Raw genomic sequence first — 23,397 nt, 5'->3', positions numbered from 1 at the left:
CGAAAAAACCCGCCGCGCTGCCCTACCCGGCTTCCTGCACGACTACAACCACCACCGGCCCCACACCGCGATCGGCAAGCTGGCACCCATCACCCGGTTGAACAACCTGGCTGGACATCACATCTAGCGCAGAGCCGGTCCGCACCACCCCGCCTCGTCGACCACCGAGCTAGCAGCAGTGGCTCTTCCGCTGATCAACACCACACCCTCCATGCCCGGGCGCGGCTGCTCGCCACGCGGCCCGGCTACCTGCCCAGGGATTTGCGGGGCCGGGCGTGGTTCGTCGCGGTTGCTTGCCAGTGCCCCGGGCCCGGGATGCGGTTGGTAGGCCGCCCACGGGTAGGCGATCGGTGGGGACCGGTAGCCCGTCGTTGCGTGGTGGTTTGCGGAATGCGGTGGATCGGGTGCGCCCGCGCGCACCGGATCCACCACGATCCGCGAGAGTGGCCGCCACCACGACCACCCCCGGCTACCCGACGTCACCTCAGTCGTGCGCCCACCCGGTGCCGACCCGCAGACATACCGGGCGGGCCGCGGCGGGTTGTCAGGGGGCGTTCGCCTTGCTCAGGGTGCGGATGGCGGACAGTGACGGCGTGAACAGGTAGGCGCCGCCGCGTGGGTGGACGTAGTCGGTCATGGTGGATACCTCGCCGGCGAGTAGTGTGGCCCGGCGTTCGGTGCCGGGGGTCACCCGGCCGATGATCAGGTCGACGCCGTTGCTGAGGCCCTGCCGGGGACGTTCGGGGTTGTTGGCCCAGCGCTGGGCGAGCAGTTCGAACTGCTGGGTGAGGTCGGTCTGGTAGCACAGGAACAGCAACCCCCGCTCGTCGGCGGTGCCGGGGGAGTCGTGGTCGTACCGCTCGCCGTACGTTATGCCTCTTCGCAGGATGGCGAAGGAAAGCGTCGCCGCGCTCGGGCCCTTGTCGGTTTCCTGGTCGCGGGGGTTGACCTTGCGGATGTGCGCGGCCAGCGGGCAGCGCAGCCCGTCGGGGTCGGCGGTCGCGCCGCGCGGGCCGTCCGGGATGGGCGGTGCGTCGGTGTCGTAGCCGAAGTGGTTCAGTTCCGCCGATGTGGCGTCCGCTGGTCGCACCAGGGGCCGGCCGTCGGGCCGGCGGCCCACCAGCTGAGCGCGCACGTCTGCCGGGTCGGTGTTCAGGGCGGCGGCCATCCGCGCGGTGTCGGCGTAGAAGCCGGCTACGTCCTGCTCCAGCTTGCGATAGACCAGCAGCGAGCCGTTGCGGGCCAGCGCCGGCACCGAGCGCGCCGGAAGTGGACGCGTCGGATCGGTCGCGCTCTGCCGGGGCAGGCCGAACAGGAACTGCCCGGGCCAGAGCAGCACGTCGCCGGGGGCCGCGTAGGCGCGGTGGTCGGGCATCGGCGGCATCGGGGTACGCGCGACCAGCGGCGTGCCGGCGTCGTCGACGACCCCGCGCAGCACCGGCTGCGAGATGCCGTCGCGGAAGCCGAAGTGTTCGATGTCGCCGGGCAGCCGCCGGGCGTGCTGCTCGTGGACGAGTTCGCAGCCGGCTTCGGTGCCGGCGCCGGATACCGTGGCGGCGGCGTCCGCGAGCAGCGCGGGATCGTCGCCGGCCAGCACGACCAAGATGTCGATCTCCCGGCCCGGCCCGCCGGTCGTCCATTCGGTGCTCGGTGGGTCGCGCAGGTAGCTGCGCCGGGCCATCCCGACCGCGAAGGCCTCGTCGATGGCGGCCACGTCGGCGTGCCCGAGGACCCGCAACGTCCGCGCCGACACGGCTGCTGCCAGCGCGGGTGGCTCGGCCAGCACGGCGGGGTCGATGCGGCCGTGCCGGGCCGAGCTGTGCGGCTCGTTGCTTGACGGTGTGGTGGCGGCGGCTTCGGCGCGGCCGTGCCGGGCCGCGCGCCGGAGCTGCCGGATGTGCAGCCCGCGGCTTGCCGGTGTGATCCGGTCGGCGAGCGCGGCCAGCAGCCCGCGGGCCGGCGGCGCCGGATCGTCGTCGGGCAGGCGCCAGCCGAGCAGGCACTGGTGCTCGTGGCCGAAGCCGGGCAGCACGTGGGCCTGGATGTCGTCCAGGTCGAGGCGCGGCTCGGCCGATCCGCCGGGATTCACGCGAGGAGATCCGGCAACCGCACGCTTCCGGCGGCCTGCCTCGTGGAGTCGGCCAGGCGCCCGGCGGCGGCTTGGCGAAGGGGCGTCTCCTCGAAGGCGGCGTGCCAGCCTGGCGGGCACTGCGATCCGATGGTGACCAGGGTGAGTTCGTCCGGGTTGTCGTCCCTGGCGCAGCACCGATGGTCGCAGGGGATCGGCGCGGGAGCGGGCTGCCCCAGATCGGCGGCGGCGCCGAACAACGACATGGTCGTCACCTCGGCGAGCTGCCCGCCGTACTCCAGTGGGAGGCCATTGACCAGCACGTCTTCCAGTCCGAACGGGGCATCCGGCGGTGGCGCGAACTCGGCTCGCAGGGTCAGCCCGCCGGCGCCGCGCACCGGCCGCCACCACGAGGCCACGTTCTCGCCGCCGGGACCGGACACCGCTGCGTCGTCGAAAGCGGTGATGTAGAGCCCGATCGGGTCGCGCAGCGTCACCGACAAGCCCTGGCGGACTAGGTCGTTCACATCGGTGGAGATGGTCGGGTCGCTGGACCGGTTCGGGTCGCCCAGGGCGGCGCAGCACACCAGCCGCCCGGCGTCGGTCACCGGAGTGCCGTCGGCGCCGGCCCGCGGCACGCTGGCGGCGGCGGCCAGGGAGATCTCGCCGTACAGGCTGTTCTCCGGGTGGGTGAGGTGTGCCAGACCGCGCTCGGTGTTCCAGACGTTGTACGGGTTGTACGCCCCCCGCGACCGGTACGGCTCCAGCTGACCGTCGGGGGTACGGCGGAACGCGATGTCGGTGTCGAAGTAGAGGTCCTCCTCGCGTACCCGCGGGCTGACCAGCTCGCGATAGAGGCGCAGCAGCTGGGCGCGGTCGCCGTCGACCCGCTGGTCCGCCGGCACCGTCGCGCTCGGGAACGCGGCCGTGCCGCCGGCCAGGAACCGCCAGTACTCGTGGCCCTCGGAGGTGAACACGATCCGCAGCATCCGGCCGGTGTCCGGGTCGCGCTCGGCGTACCACTCGCAGTATTCGTCCTGCGGCCGGTACCGCAGGGTGATCTCCTCGGCCTGGCCGTCGCGTACCGCGTAGAAGGTCACCCCGTAGTAGTCGCCGAGGCTGCGGAACTCGTCGGCGGCCCGCCGGGCACCGGCGGGATCGCCGGGGTAGCGCACCGCGACCGGGCGCGGGAAGGCGTCCCAGCTGATCCGGCGTTCGGCGAGCGGACCCGGCGTCGCGGTGCGCAGCGGGTTGAAGAACCGGACGTGCTCAGCCCCGCCGACCTGGCCGGCGGTCCGAGCGACCATGGCGTCCATCCATGCGGAGACCAGCGCCGACCAGCCGGCCAGCCGCTGCGGATCCAGATCGCGTACGCCGCCCGGCGTGTCCAGCATCCCCATGAATCGATCATCCTACCGCTGGTCGACCAGTCGCCAGTGGACCGGCCGCCCGCAGCCCGGGTGACAGGAGCGTGTCACAAGCAGCCTCACCCGGTCGCGGCCGCGCCGAACCTGCGGGCCAGCCGCCCGAAGGCGTCCCGGAGCTCGTCGGGTCCGATGACCTCGATGTCCGCGTCGAACCGGCCGAACGCCGCGGCCAGGCTCGCCCATGACCACGACCCGAGGGTGAGCCGGCAACGGCCGGGACCGACCTCCTCGACGACGCCGTCCCGGGTGTAGCCGGCCACGGTGGCGGCCGGCCGGTCGAGGATCACCACACCCCGGCACGGCCAGCCGTCCTCGGAGCCCTGGAACCGGGCGGTGACGTACGCGGCGACGTCCCCGCCGGGCAACGCGCGCGGGGTGAAGCGGGGCCCGGTGGGGATGCGCGGCGCGACCCGGTCGGCGCGGAAGATCCGCCAGTCCGCGCGGTCCAGGTCCCACGCGACCAGGTACCAGCGTCCGTCCCGGGTGACGAGGTGGTGCGGCTCGGCGCGGCGTGGTGGCCGGTCCGCCGGGTCCGTGCCGTAGTCGAAACGCAGCACCTCGCGCGCGTGGACGGCGCCGCTGATCGCCAGCAGCACGTCCTTGCGTACCGGGGCGGGCGGCTGGGTCGTGGGCCGCTCGATCGCGGTGATTCGCAGGGAGTCGACCCGCTGCCGCAGCCGGGACGGCATGACCTGCCGGATGGTGTGCAGGGCGCGCGCGGCGGCCTCGTCCAGACCGCTGTCCCGCGAGCCGGCGGCGATCTGCAGCGCCACGGTGAGAGCGACGGCCTGGTCGTCGTCGAACAGCAGCGGTGGCAGGTCGGTGCCGGCGCCGAGCCGGTAGCCGCCGTCCGGGCCTTTGATCGCGGCGATCGGGTAGCCGAGCTCCCGGAGCCGGTCCACGTCCCGGCGTACCGTCCGCAGGCTGACCTCGAGCCGTTCGGCCAGCAGTGTTCCCGGCCAGTCCCGGCGAGCCTGCAGCAACGACAGCAGCGCGAGCAGGCGGGCGGAGGTCTTCGGCATGGAACGGATTCTGCCCGCAGAAGAGGACACAGCCTGGCACCTACTCCTGCGAGTGTTTCCCCGAACCGATCTCGACGGGAGACATCATGAGCATCACCACCACGACCCACCTGAACTTCCGCGGCCAGGCTCGCGCGGCCCTGGAGTTCTACCGGTCGGTGTTCGGCGGTCAGGCGGCCCTGGTCACCTACCGCGACACCGGCAACGTCCAGGACCCGGCCGAGGCCGAGCAGATCATGTGGGGCCAGGTCGCCGCCGGCAACGGTTTCCGGGTCATGGCGTACGACGTGCCCGGCCACCTCTCCTACGACGCCGGTGACCGGCCCGTCTTCGTCTCGGTCCGCGGCGACGACGGCGACGAGATCACCACCTACTGGACGGGACTGTCCGAGGGCGCCACGATCATCCAGGACCTGGCCCCGGCCGGCTGGTCACCGCTGTACGGCATGCTCAAGGACCGCTACGGCGTCACCTGGGTCCTCGACGTCGCCGTCGAACACCGGGCCGGCTGACCCGCACGGTCAGTGGTGGTGGCCGCTCCGGCCGAGGGTCTCCACGGGAGTCGCGCCGGGGCGGGTCCACTGCGGCACCGGCCGGCTGGTCGGCCCCCAGTCGGCGTTGCCGGCCGCGTCCGAACGCCAGGACCAGCTCGGGCTGCCACCCTCCGGCCAGCCCTCGGGCTTGTCCTCCCACGCCTCGCCGCGACCGTAGGGCGTCATGTCGAGCAGGCCGAGGGACCCGTTGACCCGCTCGTTGCCCCGGCCCGTCGTGGAATAGGTGAGGAACACACGGTCGCCGTCGCGCAGGAAGCAGGAGAGATAGCCCATGCTGCCGCCGACCGGCGGCGCCACGTCGCGCACCGAGTACCAGGGCTGGGTGTAACCCATGAACTCCACGTAGGAGGCGACCTCGTCCCACCGGCCGGTGGTCAGAACGGCGAACGAGACGCCGCGGGCGTTGAGATAGACGGCGTCCTTCAGGTGCCAGGCGGTGGTGGTGCAGCCCTCGCACTGACCCTGGTGCGGCGCGCCGTCGTACCACATGTGCTGGTAGACCACGAGCTCGTCGCGGCCCTCGAACAGGTTCAGGAACGGAACCGGGCCGTCCGATCCGACGACCTCGACCGTCCCGTCGAACTCCACCATCGGCAGCCGGCGGCGGGCCGCGGCGACGGCGTCACCCTCGCGGGTATAGGCCTTCTCCCGCACCAGCAGTTCGTCACGGGCGGCCTGCCAGGTGGCCAGATCGACGACGGGCGGGCGGCCGGGCAGTGCGGCGGCCGGGTCACTGTTGGTGGTCATGGCGTCCTCCGGGATGTCGTGCCGGGCAGCGTCATACGACGCTCAGCAGACCAGACCCGCGACCCGGCCGAAACTCATCGCGGTCAACCCTTTTTAGATGTACGCGTTCGCACCGGTCCCCGCCCTCCCGCGCGATCTGACCGTCACTTCAGGCCCCACCGCGACCGCCGGGCCGGGGCAGGTGGCTGCGCAAGCTGGGCCCGAACGCGGCCGCCGGCGAGGAATCAGGAGCAGCGGCGGTGGACCGGGGCCAGCCACTCGGTGAGGGTGGGGCCGATCGCCTTGTTGACGTCCTCCGTGGTCTTGATGCCGGCGAAGAACTTGGCGTCGGCGGACTTGGCCCGCAACTTGTCGGCCGCCTCCTTGCCCTCGATGCGCAGCTCCTCGTCCCCGCTCGCCTTGGTGGCGTCCTGCACCGCGGTGGCGAACCCGGCCAGCGCCTGCTGTGCCGGTGCGGTCGCCTTGCGGTCGGCGATGAGCCCGTGGAGCGCCTTGGCATACGGTGCCATGTTCTCGCCGTACGCCTCGGCGAGCGCCTCGCAGGTGGCGGCGACCGCCGGTGGTGCGGTCGCGACGGGGGCGCTCGGTGCGGTGGCGGTGGTGTTGCCGCTCTGCGCGGTACCGCAGGCCGCGGCAGCCAGCAGGCCGCCGCCGATGAGCAGGACGGGGATGACACGGCGCATGGGGGGCACCTCCAGGTCGGCGAGCGTGATCACTGGTGGGAGCGCTCCCACCGATCCGCCACCATACGGCCTACAGCGGTGACTGTCGATAGTTCGGGGGCCCGGCGGGCGACGCTGTCACGCGTACCCACAATGTGATCATGAAAGGATCCACCTGGCGCCGCGTTGCGGCGCTGCTCATCGCCACCGTCGCGCTCTGGCTCGTGGTGGGCGTGGCCGGATCGCTCGGCACCTGGCTGTGGTGGCTGGTCGCGGCCGCGCCGATGGCCGCGTTCGTCGCCGCACCGTTCGCGCTCTACTGGATCAGTGGTGGCCGCACCTGGCCGACCTGGGTGGCGTTCGTGCCGGCGCTGGTGCTGCTGATGACCGCGCTCGCGGTGCCCGGCGACTTCTACATGCGCGAGCTGGGCACGCCGGCGGCCGCGACCGTCGGCGAGGCCACCTGCACGGACAACGGCGAGGGTCGCTGCCTCTACAACTACACGCTGTACGACGGGGCCGGCCGCGTACTTCCGGGTGAGTTCCGGGACACCGTGGAGTACGCGGCCGGCAGCCGGCTCGACGTGGTCACCGACCCGCGCGGCTACTTCGGGCCCCGGCTGGCCGCCGACGTGCGCAGCCGGGTCTTCGAAGTGATCACGCTGATCGCGTTCGCCCTCTATCTCCTCGTCGTGGTTGCGGCCGGTCTGATCGGCCGCCGCCCGGTCACGAGCTCGTGAGGATGACCAGCCTCTGGGTGGCCCGGGTCATCGCCACGTAGCGGTCGACCGCCCCCTCGATGCCGTCGCCGAACGTCTCCGGGTCGACCACCACGACCAGGTCGAACTCGAGACCCTTGGACAGTTCCGGGGTCAGCGAGCGGACCCGGGCCGGCGGCTGGAAGGTGGGATCGCCGATGACGCAGGCGATGCCCTCGGCGTTGGCCGCCAGCCACTCGTCGAGGATCTTCCGCAGGTCGGAGACGGGGCCGTGCACGACCGGAACGCCGCTGCTGCGGATCGACACCGGCACGTTGGCGTCCGGCAGCGCGGCCCGGATGACCGGTGCGGCCTCCGCCATGACCTCCTCCGGCGTCCGGTAGTTGATGGTCAGCGAGGCCAGGCTGATCCGGTCGAACCCGACCCGCTCCAGGCGCTGCTGCCACGACTCGGTGAACCCGTGCCGGGCCTGGGCGCGGTCGCCGACGATGGTGAAGCTGCGCGACGGGCAGCGCAGCAGCAGCATCTGCCACTCCGCGTCGGTCAGTTCCTGGGCCTCGTCCACGACGATGTGCGCGAACGGCCCGGCGAGCAGGTCCGGGTCGGCCGCCGGCAGGCCGGTTCCCTCGGCCAGCACCTCGCGCAGGTCCTGCTGGCGCAGCATCGTCATCAGGCCCTCGCCGTCGTCGTACTCGTTGGAGGCGATCAGGTCGTCGACGACCCGGTCCATCCGCGCGCGTCCGGCGGCGACCGCGGCCTCCTGCCGGCGCCGGCGGCTGGACGCCTCCGGGTCGCCGAGGCGCTGCCGTACCGCGTCCAGCAGCGGCAGGTCGGACACCGTCCAGGCCCGCGGGTCCGGACGCTGCAGCTTGCGGATCTCGTCGACGCTCAGCCAGGGAGCGCACTTGCGCAGGTAGGCGGGCACCGACCAGAGATCGGCGACGAGGTCCGCCGGTTCGAGCACCGGCCAGGCCCGGTTGAACGCGGTACGCAACTCCCGGCTGCGAGCCAGTGCCGCCTCACCGACGTCGGACTTGGCGGCCAGGATCGCGAGCAGCTCGGTCCAGATCTGGTCGCGCGCCTCGTTGTGCGGGGTGCCGGGATCCGGCGCCTCGAACGCCTCGGCCCAGTCGGCGCCGGTCAGCCGGACGTCACCGTCCTCGGTGCCGACGGTCAAGCCCTTGGCGGGCGGCTCCTCGTAGAACCGGACCGCCGTCTCCATGGCCCGGACCAGGTCCGCCGACGACTTGAGGCGGGCCACCTCCGGGTCGCTCTCGGCGGCCGCGCCGGCCCCCTCGGCGACCAGGTCCCGCACGGTGCAGCTCTGCACGCCCTCCTCACCGAGGCTGGGCAGGACGTCGGAGACGTACGCCAGATACGGCTCGTGCGGTCCGACGAACAGCACCCCGCCCCGCCGGTGCCCGAGTCGCGGGTCGGAGTAGAGCAGGTACGCGGTCCGGTGCAGCGCCACCACCGTCTTGCCGGTACCCGGGCCGCCGTCCACGATCAGCGCGCCCCGGGACCCGGCCCGGATGATCGCGTCCTGGTCGGCCTGGATGGTGCCGAGCACGTCGCGCATCCGCGGCGACCGGCTGCCGCCCAGGCTCGCGATGAAGGCGGACTGGTCGTCGAGCGCGGCGTGCCCCTCCAGGCCGTCCGGAGTGAACACCTCGTCCCAGTAGTCGATGATCCGGCCGTCGAGCCAGCGGTACCGGCGGCGGCTGATCAGTCCCATCGGGTTGGCGTGGGTGGCCGCGAAGAACGGTTCGGCCGCCGGAGAGCGCCAGTCGACGAGCAGCCGGCCGCCCTCGCCGTCGGTGAGGCCGAGCCGTCCCACGTAGACCGGCTCGTCGGGCCGGTCCGCGCTGACCATGCGGCCCAGGCACAGGTCGAGGCTGAACCGCCGCAGAGCCCGCAGGCGTGAGGTCATCCGGCGGATCGCGTCGTCGCGATCCACCGCCTGCCGGCCCTTGCCGGCCGGTGCTCGGCGTTCGGTGTCGAGGCGGTCGGACAGCTCGGCGATCGACTGCCCGAGGCTGTCCGCGATCGCCGCGAAGTGTCCTTCGTCGGCGGTCACCAGCATCGGGTCGGCCTTGCCGGCGAGGCGCTCGGGAAGATCGAAAACGCTGGTGGTCGTTGGGTTCACGCGATGAGCTCCGATCGGTAACCTTGCCGGAAACCGGCTTAGAGCAGCGATTTTGCGCCACCACCCGGGTCTTGCGGCAAGCCCCCGGTCCTGCTATAGCTTAGAAATGAGGGGATCGCCGGATCCCCTTTTTTCGTTCGCGTCGACGGCCGTTCCGGCCTAATGTCGCTGCGAGGTCATGAGCGCCAGCGACAAGCCCCGGCTTGCTGGCCGGCAACCCTCCTGTCGTGGGCGGGGTGCCCCGGGTGATGACCGGGCCCGGCGCGCGGTGCGCCGGGCAAGCCGCGAACGGAGACCGCTGTGCCCTTTCCCGCCACGCTGACCACCCCGATCCTGGAGGGCCGGCTCGTCCGCCTGGAACCCCTCGACCACCGGCATGCCGCCGACCTCGCCGCCGCGGCCGAGGAGGATCGCGGGTCGTACCGGTTCACCTGGGTGCCGGTCGCCGCCGAGGTGGACGACTACATCGAGGCCCAGCTGAGCCGGGCGGCGGCCGGCACCCTCAAGCCGTACGCGCAGATCGCGAAGGACAGCGGCCGCGCGGTCGGTGCCACCGCCTACTGGGATCCGCGACTGTGGTCGGAGGGTGCCGGGCTCTGCGCGGTCGAGGTCGGTTTCACCTGGCTGGCCGCGTCGGCCCAGGGCACCGGCTTGAACACCGAGGCCAAGTTGCTGCTGTTCGCCAACGCGTTCGAGCAGTGGCGGGTGGCCCGTGTCGACCTGAAGACCGACGCCCGCAACAGCCGGTCCCGGTCGGCCCTCGAGAAGGTGGGCGCCCGGTTCGAGGGGGTGCTGCGATCCTGGTCGCGGTCGTGGGCACCGGGGGAGGCCGGGTTGCTGCGGGACTCCGCGATGTTCTCCGTGCTCGCCTCGGAGTGGCCGGCCTGCCGCGCCCGGCTGGAGGCTCGGCTGGCGTGAGTCCTGGGCGACAGATGCTTTCACCGCGTAATCCCGCCGTGCCAAGGTGTGGTCATGGACAACTGGGTTCCGGTGGAACGACGTTGGCTAGGTCTGGACCGGCGAACCCTGCTGCCCGGCCTCGTGGTCTTCGCGATCGCGATCCTGTTGCGCAGCGTCATCCCGCTGATCGACCAGGCGACGCCGGGAGACGCGGTCGTCCAGACCGGTGACCGGCTCAATCTGGGCGGTGGGCTGACGATCGCGCCGCCGGTGGGGTGGCGGCTGGTCGACGGCATCCTGATCGGTACGAAAACGGTGCAGCCCGGCACCGGATCGCCGACGGCGGCGGTGGTGCAGGGCGGGGTCAGCGCACAGATCGAGGTGGCACCGTTCGCCGGTGACGCCGACGCCCTGCTGAACCAGATCAACCGCAACGACAGCAGGACGAACACGCGGCCGGCGTTCACGGCCGGCAACCAGCGCTCGGCGGTCACCGCGGTGGGTGGTGTCACCGGGGTGACCGAGTCCTACACCAGCACGTCGGGGGACGGCGTGATCGCCGCCTACACCTTCTCGGACGGTCGTGGCCTGGCCGTCGAGGTCGCCGGGACCTCGGATCAGCTCTCCGCCCGTACCGCCCAGATCGACGCGATGCTGCGCAGCGTGACCCTGGAGGCCCAGCCGTGACCACCGTCGACCAGGTTTCCTCCGCCGCCCTGTCCCGGCGGGCCGCCGCACTGGAGGCGTCCGGGTGGGGCGCGCCGTTCCGGCTCGTGCAGGTGCGCAACCTGTGCTTCTGGGTTTTCGCCCTCGGCGTCGCCGGCGGCCTGTACGAGTTGTTGCGCTACTTCGGTTCCGGGCTGCCGGCCTACGGCGTCGGGCTCGGGCTCGGCGTACTCGCGTTCGCCCTGTACGCCGTTCCGTGGCTGATCCTGCTGGCCTATCACAACCGGTACACCCGGCTGCCGGGCAAGCTGCTGGTCGTCGCGGCCGCCTGGGGTGGGATCGCCGCCACCTTCTGGATCGCCCTGCCCGCCAACGGCGCCTTCCTGTCGCTGTACGGCAAGGCTTTCGGGACGGGCTGGGCGAGTGACTGGGGTGCCGGACTGACCGCGCCGATCAACGAGGAGATCGGCAAGGGTCTCGCCGTCATCCTGCTGATCGGCCTGGCACCCCGGCTGGTCCGCAGCCCGTTCGACGGACTGATCATCGGCGCGTACACGGGGCTCGGCTTCCAGATCGTCGAGGACGTGCTGTACGCGTACAACAGCACGGTCTCGCAGTTCGGCGCCGACCAGGTCGACGCGGCCTGGTCCATCGTGGTGACGCGCAGCACCAGCGGCCTGTTCGGGCACGTGCTGTTCAGCGCGGTCTTCTGCTCCGGCATCATGTGGCTGCTCGGGCGCGGCGAACGCCGCCACCGGATACGTGGCGTGCTGCTGATGCTCGCCGCGATGGCCGCACACGGATGCTGGGACGACATGGGCGCGCTCGGCTACTCGCTGGCCGGTGATCTCGGCACCCTCCTGCTGTGGTTCCTGGTCCTGCCGGTGCTCGACCTGCTCCTGCTCTGGCTGGCGTTCCGGCTGGCGGTGCCTCAGGAGCAGGCCTGGGTGCGCGACATCCTGGCGCCGGAGAGCGCGTCCGGACTGCTCACCGAGGCCGAGGTCGCCGCCGCCGCGGGCAGCTGGCGGACCCGGCGGCGCTTCCGGAAAGCCCAGCACGGCCATCGCGAACGCCGGCGCGCCAAGCACATCCTCGCCGCCGCGAACGACCTGGCCCAGGAGGTCGCCGAGGCCGGCGGGCACGACAGCGACCGCGTCGAGCACGCCCGCTCGGAGGTACGGCGCCTGCGCGCCGGATGACACATCGACCGATCGGTGGATGAACGCGCGGCGGCGGTGGATGGAGCCGGCCGGTAGGTCGGTCGATTTGACGCCGCCCGCGCGCCGACAGGCTGAACGCATGACACTCATCCAGGCAAACGTCCTGCCCGGACCGGTACGAACCCGGGACCGGGCCCTCGCCCCCGACCTCGCCCGCGGGCTCATGCTCGCCCTCATCGCCCTGGCCAACTCGATCGTCTACCTCCACGGCCGCGAGTACGGCGTACGCCAGCACATCGTCGAGCACGGCCTGCTGGACCGGATCGTCAGCGTCGTCACCGTGACCCTGGTCGACGGCCGCGCCTTCCCGTTGTTCGCCGCGCTGTTCGCCTACGGCGTCGTGCAGATCCACCAGCGGCAGACCGAGGCCGGCATGTCCGAACCCGACGTCAAACGGCTGCTGCGCCGCCGCAGCCGGTGGCTGATCGCGTTCGGCTTCCTGCACGCCCTGCTGCTGTTCCCCGGAGACATCCTCGGCCTGTACGGCCTGCTCGGCTTCGCCCTGGTGGCGCTGTTCCGGGTGCCGGACCGCAAGCTGCTCGTCGCCGCCGCCCTCTGGCTGGGAGTCGTCGCGGTCCTCCAGGGCGCCGCGTACATGGCACCGCCGACCGCCGAGCGCTCGTTCTTCTGGTCGTTCGAGACCGGCGACCCGATCCAGGCGATGATCCTGCGCCCGCTGGAATGGCTGATGACCCCGATCGGTGTCATCGGCGTGGTCAGCGCCGCCCTGGCCGGTATCTGGGCCGCCCGGCGAGGCGTCCTGACCGACCCGGCCGCGCACCGGCCGCTGCTGGTCCGTACCGCGGTCGCCGGCCTCGGCGCGGCCGTCGCCGGTGGACTGCCGGTCGCCCTCGCCGTCGGCCACTTCTGGGAGCCGGCGGGCATGCTCGCCCTGTGGGGCCTCTCGGCGCTCCACGCGGTCACCGGCATCGCCGGCGGCCTCGGCTACGCCGCCCTCATCGGCCTGCTGGCGACCCGGTCCGGGAACCGTCCGGGACCGGTGGTCCGGGCACTCGTCGCGACCGGGCAGCGGTCGCTCAGCTGCTACCTGTTCCAGTCGGTGGTGTTCGTCGCCCTGTTCGTGCCGTACACCCTCGGGCTCGGCGCGACCCTCGGCACCGCCGCCACCGCGGCGATCGCCCTGGCCACCTGGCTGGTGTCGGTGCTGCTCGCCGACCTGATGCGGCGCACCGGTCGGCGGGGACCGGCCGAAGTGCTGCTTCGCCGCCTCACCTACCGCACGGGCAAGATAGCGGGGTGACGTCGGTGGAGGAACAGCTGGGCCGGCAACGCGAACACCGGTGGAACCAGGCCTGGGCGCTCGCGCCGTACGGGCTGCTGCTCGTCGCCTGCGTGGTGTCCCTGTTCGCCGAGCCGGCCGGCTGGCGGCAGCACCTGATCACCCTCGTCGTGGCCGGTGCGCTCGCCGCCTGGCACTGGTGGTTCATCCTGGCGCACCCCGACTGGTGGGAACGCCGGACCTGGACGATGGCCGGCTACTTCGTGGGCGTGCTCGCCTTCACCACCGTCCTGCTCCAGCGCAGCGACGCCTTCCAGCTCTTCGTCCCGGCCTGTTACGTGCTCGCGTTCGTCGCGCTGCCCGGCTGGTACGCCTACGTCGGCGTGGTGGCGGCGAGCCTCCCGGCACTGCTGGTCACCGGGCCGGACACCGGGGACCTGCTGATCACCTTCGGGCTGGCGACACCCCTGGCGGCGCTGATCGGCACGATGATCCGGGTGATGGAGCGGGAGGCGATCCGACGCCGGGAACTGCTCACCGAGAACGCCCGGCTGGCCCGGCAAGCCGGCGTCGCCGAGGAACGGGCCCGCCTGGCCCGGGAGATCCACGACACCGTCGCCCAGGGACTCACCGGTATCGTCACCCAGCTCGAGGCGGTCGGTGACCTGCCGTCCGCCTCGGCGCGGGGCCGGGTGGAGACCGCCCAGCGCCTGGCCCGTACCAGCCTCGTAGAGGTGCGCCGGTCGATCGACGCGCTGCGGCCGGGACCGCTCCAGGACGCCCGGCTCAGCGAGGCCGTCCGGCAGGCCGTGACCACCTGGAGCGAGCAGTACGACGTCGCCGCGAACTTCACCGTGACCGGGACACCGCTGCCGGCGCACTCCGAGGTCGAGGTGACCCTGCTGCGGGCCGCCCAGGAGGCCCTGTCGAACGTCGGCCGGCACGCGCGGGCGTCCCGCGTCGACGTCACGCTGTCGTACATGGAGGATGTGATCGTGCTGGACGTACGCGACGACGGGACCGGATTCGACCGGCCGCAGGCCGGTGGCTTCGGCCTCACCGCCCTGCGCCAGCGGGTCGGCGCGCTCTCCGGCTCGGTGGACGTCGAGTCGTCGCCGGGCGCCGGCACCGCGGTCAGCGTCACCGTGCCGGTCATCGAGGGGGAGCGGTGACCACGCTGCGGCTGGTCGTCGTGGACGATCACCCGGTCGTCCGGGACGGGCTGCGCGGCATGCTCGGCACCCAGCCGGACTTCGAGGTGGTCGGGGAGGCGGCCGGCGGCGCCGAGGCGCTGACCGTGGTCGACAGTGTGCGACCGGACGTCGTGCTGACCGACCTGCGCCTGCCGGAGCCGAGCGGCGGCACGCTGATCCGGCTGTTGCTGGAACGCGTGCCGGGCGTACGCGTCCTGGTCCTCACCACCCACGACACCGACTCCGACGTGCTGCCCGCCATCGAGGCCGGCGCCATCGGCTACCTGCTCAAGGACGCGCCGCGCGAGGAACTGTTCCGCGCGGTCCGCGCCGCCGCCCGCGGCGAGACCGTGCTCTCCCCGTCCGTCGCCACGCTCCTGCTGGCGCGTGTGCGACCGCGGCACCCGCTCACCGAGACCCAGCTCAGCGCCCGGGAACGCGAAGTCCTCGCCCTGGTCGCGCAGGGCCGGACCAACCGGGAGACCGCGGCGGCCCTGTTCATCAGCGAGGCCACCGTCAAGACCCACCTGCTGCACATCTACGCCAAGCTGGAAGTGCCCGACCGCGCCTCGGCCGTCTCCGCCGCACACCGGCGCGGCCTGCTGTGACCGCGCTCGAGGCGGCCGCGCGGCTCGGGCCCTACTTCACCTGGGAGCCGTACGACGGCGCGCCCGGCTGGCGGCCCCTGCGTGAGCTGCGAGACGGCGAGGTGATCGCCGAACGCGTGGAGATCGGGCGCCGGACACTGGCCGCGATGTCCGGGGGTGGCGTCGACGAACGGGTGGTGGCCTCGATCGTCTTCCTCGGCCTGGCGTCGCGGCTGCTGTCGCCGCCCCTCGCCGCGGCCGCCGTCGGCAACGCCCTTCCGGTGCCGGACGCGGACCGCCTGTGGTGGCGCCCGGTCGACAGCGGTCCGATGCCGATCGCCTGCCGGGATCTGACCGCCGTCGCCTGCGCCGACCAGCCCGCGGCCGACATCGCCGGCACGCTCACCCGTACCGTCACCCAAGGTCTGGTCGAGCCGATTCTCGGCGCGTTCCGCCGCCGGTTCGTGCTGTCCCCGCAGGTGTTGTGGGGCAACGTGGCCTCGGCCCTGGGCGGCGCCGCCGGCATGATCGCCGGCAGCGTGCCCGGACGAGCCGCCCGTGCCGCCGCTGTCGTCGACGCGGCACTCGCCGTGGCCCCGCTGAGCGGCACCGCGACGCTGGTCCACCCCGACCCCGGGAAGAACCGCTGGTTCCTGGTGCGCAACAACTGCTGCCTGTACTACCGGATACCCGGCGGCGGCACGTGCGGTGACTGCGTGCTCACCCCGCAGCACATCCGCGAACAGCAGTGGCGGGCGCAATTGGAAAGGGTCCTAAGATCGCCGGGTGACTACGGCGGCGACGACTGAGACAGCGCTCAACGCGGAACCACCCGCGAGCCCGGGTGGCGTGCCCGGGATCGTCCGGCGTCGGCTGGCGACGCTGGACAGCCGGCTCGATCCGTACTCGTGGCTGGTCACCGCGGTCGTCGTGGCGCTCGCCGCGATCCTGCGCCTGAACGGGATCACCAGCCCCCGGAAGCTGATCTTCGACGAGGTCTACTACCCGACCGACGCCTGGGACATGCTGCGCCACGGCGTGGAGTGGGACGAGAAGACCGGCGGCCCGGCGTACGTGGTGCACGCGCCGCTCGGCAAGTGGCTCATCGCGCTCGGCGAGCTCGCGTTCGGCAACACCCCGCTGGGCTGGCGCTTCCCGGTCGCGATCGCCGGCACGCTGATGATCCTGATCCTCATCCGGGTCGCGCACCGGATGTTCCGCTCCATCGTGCTGGCCGGCATGGCCGGCCTGCTGATGACGCTGGACGGCTTCCACTTCGTGCTGTCCCGCACGTCGATGCTGGACATGTTCCTCGGCCTGTTCATCCTGGCCGCGTTCGCCGCCATCGTTCTCGACCGCGACCACTACCGCCGGCGGCTGCTGCACGCCCTGGAGAACGGCGCCACCGGCCGAGTTCCCACGATCGTGCCGTGGTGGCTGCTGACCGCCGGCGCGCTGCTCGGCCTCGCCTGCGGGGTGAAGTGGAACGCGCTGTTCTTCCTGCCGTTCTTCGCGGCGCTGGTCCTGGCCTGGCGCGTCCAGGCACGCCGGTCCGCCGGCCTGCGCGGCTCGCTCTTCGCCGACCTCGGCTGGGGACTGCTCAGCGTCGTCCTGACCGTGATCTTCTACCTGTCCACCTGGATCGGCTGGTTCGTCACCGACAGCGGATACTTCCGGCACTACCGGGCCGACAACGGCCTGAGCGAACCACCGGTGCTCGGCGCGCTGCTCAACCTGATCCACTACCACTCACAGGCGTACGGCTTCCACAGCGGCCTGACCAAGCCGCACCCCTACCAGTCCTGGCCGTGGCAGTGGCTGCTGATGGGCCGCCCGGTAGCTTTCGAGTGGGTCACCCCCGCCGGCTGCGGCGCACCCAGCTGCGCCAGCGAGGTACTTCTGCTCGGCACGCCCATCCTGTGGTGGTCGTTCCTGCCCGCTGTGGCGGCGCTGCTGTGGCTAGCCATCGCCCGCCGCGACTGGCGCGCCTACGCCATCCTCACCGGCGCGGCCGCCGGCCTGCTCCCGTGGTTCTACTTCGCCGCCGCGGACAGCCGCACGATGTTCTCCTTCTACACCCTGCCCGCCCTGCCGTTCCTGATCCTCGCCGTCGTCTACGTCCTCGGCGCGATCATGACCCCGCCGGAGGGCATGGCCACCGGCGCGCAGCGCACCGACCGCCAGCTGATCGGCGCCGTGGTCGCCGGCGTCTACGTGGTCGCGGTGGCAGTGTGTTTCGCCTACTTCCACCCCATCTTCGTGGGCGAGCTGATCCCCTACGAAAGCTGGTCCGATCGCATGTGGCTGGGCAACCGCTGGATCTGATTCCGCTTCTTCGGGGTACGCGTAACCGGCGCCCCGCCGAAGCCGACGCCGTGCCCGCTCTCCCGGCGCGAGCCAGGCTGTCCGTCACCGCCCCAGCGCGACCACCGGGAAACAGCACCACCTGACGGTCACGGCGACGAACGCCGGGTCGGTTTTGGCAAGACGCAGGCCCGTCGCTGGACGTCCTCGGGCGGTATCGACGCCGGGAAATGCCATCGCTCCCCGGGCGGGTGGCTTGGCAGACTGCGGGGATGTTGCTGACGATCGCCGGCTCGAGTTGTTCCGGTAAGACCACGGCGGCGCGAGCATGCGCGCAGCTGGAGGGCCTGGTCGTCCACGACTTCGACGAGATCGGTGTCCCGAGCGGCGCGGACACGGCATGGCGGCAGCGCAGCATGGACGTGTGGATCGAGCGGGCGCTGCGCTACCAAGCCAGCGGCATCGACGTCTTGCTGACCGGACAATCACCCCTCGGTGAAGTGCTGGCGAGTCCTTCGGCCACCGAGCTCGACGGGATTGCGGCGTGCCTGTTGGACGTCGACGATGAGGTGCGCCGGCATCGGCTTGAGGAGCGTGACCCCGGGAAGTGGAACCTTGACGCCAAGCGCTCGTTCATCGGCTGGGCACGGTGGCATCGCGGGCACGCCGGCGATCCCCGACATCGACCCGAGGTGATCAGGACTGGATGGGCGCAGATGAGGTGGGATCGCTGGAGCGGCTGGACCAGCGCCGATCCTCGGTGGACCGTGAGGATCATCGACACGACGGATCGCGCCGTCGAGCAGTCGGCCGCCGACGTCCGGCAATGGATCATGGACGCACGCTCCCAGCTTGCTTGCGGGCAACTGGGCCTGGCCGGCGGCTGGGCGACCTGATGTCCGTTCGTCGGCACGAGAGCGCGCAAGGCCCCACGCCGGAGAGGGGAATGAACGACATGGCGCGGACCGAGGTCCTGCGGGGTTTGCTGGACCACGGCCGAGACTTCGATACGCCACGGCTGGAACGGCACGCTGCCGAGCTCGGCTTACCTCTGGCCGACGTTTTCGTGGTCGCCGGCCATCCGGTGCCGGGGCACCTGCTACCACCGGACCGCGACAAGACGGTCATGCGGGCGTTCGTCTATCGCGTGACCTACTGCAACCACCCCCAGTTGGCGGCCTTACGCGAGTACCTCCTCGCTCTGCCGGATGAGGGCACGACACCCCGGCCTCGGCCGGCTCGAGATCCGGCCGACCCGAACCCCTTCCCAGCCGTCTTGCACGGTCTCATGGGTAACCGCGGTTTCGATGTGCGGGAGTTTCCGTTCGTCGGGCTGTCCAGGAGCACCGTCCGGGGCATGCTGGGCGGGGCATGGCACCAGCTCTCGCAACTGCAGGCGGTGGCCGGGCCGTTGGGCTGGACTCTGGAGGACCTGGCCGCCCTCGCCGGCGAGCCGCTGCGGCCGCTCGAACACGGTCCGATGTTCTGTCACCACCTCGGCGCCGTGTTCCTGGCCGCCGTACCCCGCACGACCGAGCAGCTGGTGCGCGCCGCCGGTGAGGCGGACCGATTGAGCGCGCGCGAGGACCACGGCGCCTGGCAACCGGTCTCCCAAGGCATCTACGACTGCCCCGACGTGTAGGCGTGCCGTCAGTTCTGGAGCGGTGATCGCGGACGAGGAAACCCCTCGCCGGTCAAGGTCTGCTTGCCGGTCACCCTCTTTCGGGGTACGCGTGACCGGCCGTCCCGCCGGAGCCGGCCCGTCCCCGCTCTCCCAGCGCGGCCGGGGCCGTCCGTGGCGGCCCCAGCGCGGCCGCCGGGAAACACCACAACCGGGCGCGGCTCGCGATGCGGGCTACCGGGGGGTGATCGTGGGGAGCGGGATGCGGGGCCGCTGGGGTGATCGTGGGGAGCGGGAGCCGGCCGTAACCGGCGCTGTGGGGCGCGAGCACCCGCGGCGCCGGTCAGCGTGACCGGCTGCATGGGCCCGGCGGGCGCGGTTCGGCCGGGACCAGGCTGCCGGGTCGCGGGGGAGAGCGGGGACGGCCAGTATCTGGGTGACGGCGCGAACGCGTACCCCGGATCGGTTTCTTTCAGCGTGGGCGGGCCCGTCAGGTGTTCGCGCCCGGCGCGGTCCAGTGGCGCAGCATCGCGATGACGCGGAAGACGAAGACTCCCGTCGCGGCGCAGGCGCCGATGATCGGCATGGGCAGGCCGGCGCCCTCCGCGAAGACCACGATCACCGCGCCTACCGCGGCCGGGATCGCGTAGAGGTCTGTTTCGACGCGCACCAGCGCGGGTGTCTCCCAGGCGGTGACGTCACGCAGCATCCCGCCGCCGACCGCGGTGACGACGCCCAGCAGTACCGCTGACGTGCCCACATGTCTTGCGCCGGGTTTGGCCCGCAACAGCGCGGGTAGCCACCGAGCCGGCGGGCACACGCCCGGCCCGTGCGGGAGGACGCTCATGCGAGCAATGGTTTATCGCGGTCCGTACCGGATCCGGATCGAGGAGAAGGACCGGCCGGTCGTCGAACATCCCAACGACGCGATCGTACGGGTGACCCGCGCCGCCATCTGCGGCTCCGACCTGCATCTCTACCACGGGATGATGCCGGACACCCGGGTCGGGATGACCTTCGGTCACGAGTTCGTCGGCGTGGTCGACGAGGTCGGTCCCTCGGTGCAGCGGCTCAAGCCGGGCGACCGGGTCATGGTCCCGTTCAACATCTTCTGCGGCACCTGCTTCTTCTGTGCCCGCGGCCTGTACTCGAACTGCCACAACGTCAACCCGAACGCCACGGCGGTCGGCGGCATCTACGGCTACTCGCACACCTCCGGCGGCTATGACGGCGGCCAGGCCGAGTTCGTGCGGGTGCCGTTCGCCGACGTCGGCCCGAGCCTGATCCCCGACTGGCTGGACGAGGACGACGCGGTGCTGCTCACCGACGCCCTCGCCACCGGCTACTTCGGGGCGCAACTGGGCGGCATCGTCGAGGGCGACGTGGTGGTGGTCTTCGGTGCCGGGCCGGTGGGCCTGTACGCCGCCAGGTCGGCCTGGCTGATGGGCGCCGGCCGGGTGATCGTCATCGACCACCTGGACTACCGGCTGGAGAAGGCCAGGTCGTTCGCCTATGCCGAGACGTACAACTTCACCGAGTACGACGACATCGTCGTGCACATGAAGAAGATCACCGACCACCTCGGCGCCGACGTGGCGATCGACGCGGTCGGCGCGGAGGCGGACGGCAACCTGCTGCAGCATGTGACCGCGGCCAAACTGAAGTTGCAGGGCGGGTCACCGGTGGCCCTGAACTGGGCGATCGACTCGGTACGCAAGGGCGGCACGGTTTCCGTGATGGGCGCCTACGGACCGATGTTCAGCGCGGTCAAGTTCGGCGACGCGGTGAACAAGGGGCTGACCCTGCGGATGAACCAGTGCCCGGTGAAGCGGCAGTGGCCGCGCCTGTTCGAGCACGTCCGCAACGGCTACCTGAAGCCCAGCGAGATCGTCACCCACCGGATCCCGCTCGAACACATCGCCGAGGGATACCACATCTTCTCGGCGAAACTCGACGGCTGCATCAAGCCGCTCATCGTCGTCTAGGCCGCTGGGGAGAACGCATTCATGGCTTACACACCGGACAAGCCCAAGTTGCCCGAGTCCAGCGACGAGCTGCGGGCCCGGATCCCGGGCTGGGGCGCCGACCTGGATCCGAAGGACCGGCCGTCGGTGCCGCAGGAGATCTTCGACCCCGGGTTCAGCGGCGCGCACTGGGAGTTCCCGGAGCGGCAGCCGGAACGGTGGCCGCGGGAGAGGTCGATCGAGCACAAGTTCCTCACCCCGGTCTTCGGCACGTCCTGCCCGCCGCGCGGCCTGTCCGGCGCGATCCGCAGGTTCTCGTACGCGAGGTTCAGCGAGGGACGGGCCGCGCACTGGCTGCTCCTGCTGGCGGCCGACCGGGTGGACTCGCTGGAGAGCAGGTTGCGCCCGCCCCTCACACCGACCGGCACGCGCAGCGAACTGTCCCACCACGGGTTGCGCTCCCGGCTGGGGCGCAACCGTGCGGACGCCGGGCATCACCTGCTCGACCCGGTCGTCGTGGCCGCGCCGTGGATCATCGGGGCGGGACTCGCGTACGCCGTCGTGCGCCGGATCACCAGGTGAACTCCGGACCCCTGATCGTTCCGCCGGGAAGCAGCGGCCGTCCGGTGTACTCCCAGGTCTCCACCACCACGTAGGTCCGCCCGCGCGGCGCCCGCAGCTCGGCCGGGCCGCAGCTGTGCTTGACGGCGAAATCGGTGAACATCAGGCCCCGGCACCGGTACGGGCCGGCGACGATCTCATCGGTCTCGGCGTCGTGCACGGCCAGGGATATGTCGGCCTGAACACCGGGTGCCGCCTCCATCTCGCCCATGACCCGGATCGACGGGCCGAGGGCGTGACACGGCTGGGCCAGCACCGGGTGGCCGACGTCCCAGGAGTACTTCTCGCCGCACTGCCACGGTCCGAACTCCACCGAGCCGCCGACCTGGCCCGGTCCGGCGGTGGCACCGATCCGGCCCGGTCCGGCGGTGATGCCGACCTGGGCCGCCGACCCGGGCTTGGCGCCGGGGCGGTCCGCGCCGGAGGGCGGCGCGGAGGTACCGGTGTTCCGGCCGACGCCGGCGGCGAGGACCGGCGCTGCCGGGAGGCTGGCGACCGCCGACGGCGACGGCTGGGGTACTGGGTCGGCGGCCGCTCCCGCGCCGCGCTGGCCGTGCGGTTGCTGGGCGGTCGCCGGAGCCGGCCCGGTCCGCGCCTCGCGCAACTGCCAGGCGTTGTAGCCACCCCATCCGGTGGCGGCGAGCGAGCCCGAGACCAGCGCCACCACGAGGCCGTGCCGGCCCCACAGCCAGCTGCGCGGACCGTTCCGGTGGGGCTTGCGAGCGGGACGGTGCGAGTCCCGCCTCGGTGGGCTCGCGGCCAGCCCTCGCGGCTCGGTCGGCACCGCGTCCTGCGGGACGGGAAGTGCCGGGACACCGGCGGTCCGGCGGGCGAGCCTGCGGAGAGTGCCGTGGAGCTCGGCGGCCGTGGGACGCCGGCTGGGGTCCTTGTCGAGGCACTCCTCGATCACCGCCCAGACCTCGTCCGGCATGCCGGACGGGCGCGGGGGCGGATCGTTGAGGTGGCCCTGCAACACCGCGAACGGCTCCCCGGTGTACGGGATGTGCCCGCAGACCAGCTCGTAGAGTGTGATGCCGAGCGCGTAGACGTCGGCCGACGGAGCGGCGTCGCCACCGCTGATCGTCTCGGGCGCCATGTAGTGCGGCGTGCCGATGATCGCGTGCGGGGTGGTGAGCCCGGCCGCGTCCAGCACTCGGGCTATGCCGAAGTCGGTGAGGCGTACCTCGGCGTCGTCACCCGTACCGCTCAACAGCACGTTGTCGGGCTTGACGTCGCGATGCACCACGCCCAGCGCGTGCGTCTCGGTGAGCGCCGCCGCGACCTGCGCCAGCAGGCGCGCGGCGTCCGCGGCCGGCAGCGTGCCGGCCGCGCGCAGCCGGTCCCGCAGGCTGCCGCCGGCCACGAAGTCCATGACCAGGCCGATCGACTCGCCGACGCTGAACAGATCACGGACGCCGACGATGTTCTGGTGCCGGACCATCATCAGGATGGTCCGTTCCTGCACGAAGCGGGTGACCAGCTTGGGCTGCCGCAACAGCCCCTCGTGCAGCAGCTTGACGGCGACCTGCTCGCCGGTGGAACGGTCGACGCCACGCCAGACCGTCCCGGTGGCGCCTTGGCCCACCGGGCAGACCAGGACGTAGGAGCTGCCGACGCAGCGGTTACTGAGATCAACGGTGCCGGGCTCTTCGGTGCCGGAGCCGGAACCCGGGAGGGAGAGGGACGACCGCACGTGTTCGCCGTGTCCTTTCTGAGCCGGGACGGAGCGGGACGAT

22 protein-coding genes and 1 riboswitch are annotated in these 23,397 nt (G+C 72.0%); of the genes, 14 read left to right on the top strand and 8 right to left on the bottom strand.

What is annotated here, in order from left to right; genetic code table 11:
- Positions 1 to 544: 544 nt before the first annotated feature.
- The 3 genes from I4J89_RS29470 to I4J89_RS29460 form a co-directional block, all read right to left on the bottom strand.
- The gene (locus I4J89_RS29470) at positions 545 to 2,089 is read right to left on the bottom strand and encodes a Dyp-type peroxidase (RefSeq protein WP_196417355.1); all 1,545 of its coding nucleotides are present in this window, start codon (positions 2,087 to 2,089) and stop codon (positions 545 to 547) included.
- Positions 2,086 to 3,468: a DUF8225 domain-containing protein gene (locus I4J89_RS29465; protein WP_196417354.1), complete on the bottom strand. Its 1,383-nt coding sequence runs from the start codon at positions 3,466 to 3,468 to the stop codon at positions 2,086 to 2,088. The genes I4J89_RS29470 and I4J89_RS29465 overlap by 4 nt, the downstream gene beginning before the upstream one ends.
- An 86-nt stretch (positions 3,469 to 3,554) precedes the next feature.
- Positions 3,555 to 4,517 carry a helix-turn-helix transcriptional regulator gene (locus tag I4J89_RS29460; protein ID WP_196417353.1) on the bottom strand — a complete coding sequence of 321 codons (963 nt, stop codon included), beginning with the start codon at positions 4,515 to 4,517 and terminating at the stop codon, positions 3,555 to 3,557.
- Positions 4,518 to 4,603: 86 nt separating this feature from the next.
- Between I4J89_RS29460 and I4J89_RS29455 the strand changes: the two genes are divergently transcribed.
- The gene (locus I4J89_RS29455; protein WP_196417352.1) at positions 4,604 to 5,029 is read left to right on the top strand and encodes a VOC family protein; all 426 of its coding nucleotides are present in this window, start codon (positions 4,604 to 4,606) and stop codon (positions 5,027 to 5,029) included.
- Positions 5,030 to 5,038: 9 nt separating this feature from the next.
- Here the strand turns inward: I4J89_RS29455 and I4J89_RS29450 are convergent, their stop codons facing one another.
- Together I4J89_RS29450 and I4J89_RS29445 are read right to left on the bottom strand one after the other, a co-directional pair.
- Entirely contained in the window at positions 5,039 to 5,818 is a 780-nt protein-coding gene (locus I4J89_RS29450) for a DUF899 family protein (protein ID WP_196417351.1), read from the bottom strand.
- Between the two features lie 224 nt (positions 5,819 to 6,042).
- Positions 6,043 to 6,501 (bottom strand): hypothetical protein, encoded by a 459-nt coding sequence (locus I4J89_RS29445; protein WP_196417350.1) that lies wholly within the window; start codon positions 6,499 to 6,501, stop codon positions 6,043 to 6,045.
- A gap of 140 nt (positions 6,502 to 6,641) precedes the next feature.
- On the opposite strand from I4J89_RS29445, the gene I4J89_RS29440 reads away from it, so the two are divergent.
- On the top strand, positions 6,642 to 7,220 hold the full coding sequence (locus tag I4J89_RS29440) for a hypothetical protein (protein ID WP_196417349.1): 579 nt from the start codon (positions 6,642 to 6,644) through the stop codon (positions 7,218 to 7,220).
- Here the strand turns inward: I4J89_RS29440 and helR are convergent.
- Positions 7,207 to 9,282 carry an RNA polymerase recycling motor ATPase HelR gene (gene helR, locus I4J89_RS29435; protein WP_230859813.1) on the bottom strand — a complete coding sequence of 692 codons (2,076 nt, stop codon included), beginning with the start codon at positions 9,280 to 9,282 and terminating at the stop codon, positions 7,207 to 7,209. The two genes, I4J89_RS29440 and helR, sit on opposite strands and share 14 nt — an antisense overlap.
- Before the next feature lie 237 nt (positions 9,283 to 9,519).
- A riboswitch (SAM riboswitch) is annotated at positions 9,520 to 9,635 on the top strand.
- A 10-nt stretch (positions 9,636 to 9,645) separates the two neighbouring features.
- Here helR and I4J89_RS29430 point away from each other — a divergent pair.
- The 10 genes from I4J89_RS29430 to I4J89_RS29385 all read left to right on the top strand — a co-directional run bounded on the left by I4J89_RS29430 (position 9,646) and on the right by I4J89_RS29385 (position 19,097).
- A complete protein-coding gene (locus tag I4J89_RS29430) occupies positions 9,646 to 10,263 on the top strand; it encodes a GNAT family N-acetyltransferase (protein WP_196417347.1) in 618 nt (205 codons plus the stop codon).
- A 54-nt stretch (positions 10,264 to 10,317) separates the two neighbouring features.
- A complete protein-coding gene (locus I4J89_RS29425; RefSeq protein ID WP_196417346.1) occupies positions 10,318 to 10,932 on the top strand; it encodes a hypothetical protein in 615 nt (204 codons plus the stop codon).
- Positions 10,929 to 12,110 (top strand): PrsW family intramembrane metalloprotease, encoded by a 1,182-nt coding sequence (locus I4J89_RS29420; RefSeq protein WP_309238521.1) that lies wholly within the window; start codon positions 10,929 to 10,931, stop codon positions 12,108 to 12,110. The genes I4J89_RS29425 and I4J89_RS29420 overlap by 4 nt, the downstream gene beginning before the upstream one ends.
- A gap of 100 nt (positions 12,111 to 12,210) precedes the next feature.
- On the top strand, positions 12,211 to 13,392 hold the full coding sequence (locus tag I4J89_RS29415) for a DUF418 domain-containing protein (protein WP_196417345.1): 1,182 nt from the start codon (positions 12,211 to 12,213) through the stop codon (positions 13,390 to 13,392).
- Complete coding sequence (locus tag I4J89_RS51640; RefSeq protein WP_196417344.1) at positions 13,389 to 14,543, top strand: sensor histidine kinase; 1,155 nt, start codon at positions 13,389 to 13,391, stop codon at positions 14,541 to 14,543. Before I4J89_RS29415 ends, I4J89_RS51640 begins: the two co-directional genes overlap by 4 nt.
- Positions 14,540 to 15,172 carry a response regulator gene (locus I4J89_RS29405; RefSeq protein WP_196417343.1) on the top strand — a complete coding sequence of 211 codons (633 nt, stop codon included), beginning with the start codon at positions 14,540 to 14,542 and terminating at the stop codon, positions 15,170 to 15,172. The genes I4J89_RS51640 and I4J89_RS29405 overlap by 4 nt, the downstream gene beginning before the upstream one ends.
- Positions 15,169 to 15,960 (top strand): (2Fe-2S)-binding protein, encoded by a 792-nt coding sequence (locus tag I4J89_RS29400; RefSeq protein ID WP_196417342.1) that lies wholly within the window; start codon positions 15,169 to 15,171, stop codon positions 15,958 to 15,960. The genes I4J89_RS29405 and I4J89_RS29400 overlap by 4 nt, the downstream gene beginning before the upstream one ends.
- On the top strand, positions 15,938 to 17,476 hold the full coding sequence (locus I4J89_RS29395) for a dolichyl-phosphate-mannose--protein mannosyltransferase (RefSeq protein ID WP_309238520.1): 1,539 nt from the start codon (positions 15,938 to 15,940) through the stop codon (positions 17,474 to 17,476). Before I4J89_RS29400 ends, I4J89_RS29395 begins: the two co-directional genes overlap by 23 nt.
- A gap of 251 nt (positions 17,477 to 17,727) precedes the next feature.
- Positions 17,728 to 18,351, top strand: a complete 624-nt coding sequence (locus I4J89_RS29390) for a P-loop nucleotide/nucleoside kinase family protein (protein ID WP_196417341.1) — start codon at positions 17,728 to 17,730, stop codon at positions 18,349 to 18,351.
- 50 nt (positions 18,352 to 18,401) lie between these two features.
- Positions 18,402 to 19,097: a hypothetical protein gene (locus I4J89_RS29385; protein WP_196417340.1), complete on the top strand. Its 696-nt coding sequence runs from the start codon at positions 18,402 to 18,404 to the stop codon at positions 19,095 to 19,097.
- Between the two features lie 469 nt (positions 19,098 to 19,566).
- On the opposite strand, the gene I4J89_RS29380 is transcribed toward I4J89_RS29385, so the two are convergent.
- Positions 19,567 to 19,923, bottom strand: coding sequence for a trimeric intracellular cation channel family protein (locus tag I4J89_RS29380; RefSeq protein WP_196417339.1), 357 nt, complete (start codon positions 19,921 to 19,923; stop codon positions 19,567 to 19,569).
- On the opposite strand from I4J89_RS29380, the gene I4J89_RS29375 reads away from it, so the two are divergent.
- Positions 19,922 to 21,061: a zinc-dependent alcohol dehydrogenase gene (locus I4J89_RS29375; protein WP_196417338.1), complete on the top strand. Its 1,140-nt coding sequence runs from the start codon at positions 19,922 to 19,924 to the stop codon at positions 21,059 to 21,061. The genes I4J89_RS29380 and I4J89_RS29375 overlap by 2 nt on opposite strands.
- Before the next feature lie 21 nt (positions 21,062 to 21,082).
- A complete protein-coding gene (locus tag I4J89_RS29370; RefSeq protein ID WP_196417337.1) occupies positions 21,083 to 21,622 on the top strand; it encodes a hypothetical protein in 540 nt (179 codons plus the stop codon).
- Here the strand turns inward: I4J89_RS29370 and I4J89_RS29365 are convergent.
- A complete protein-coding gene (locus I4J89_RS29365; protein WP_196417336.1) occupies positions 21,612 to 23,354 on the bottom strand; it encodes a serine/threonine-protein kinase in 1,743 nt (580 codons plus the stop codon). The two genes, I4J89_RS29370 and I4J89_RS29365, sit on opposite strands and share 11 nt — an antisense overlap.
- Positions 23,355 to 23,397: the final 43 nt, after the last annotated feature.

It is taken from the genome of Actinoplanes aureus, assembly GCF_015704865.1.
In the GTDB taxonomy this organism is placed as follows: domain Bacteria; phylum Actinomycetota; class Actinomycetes; order Mycobacteriales; family Micromonosporaceae; genus Actinoplanes; species Actinoplanes aureus.
Note: the sequence above shows the minus strand (reverse complement) of the source record. Positions and strands in the feature narration are given on the sequence as shown.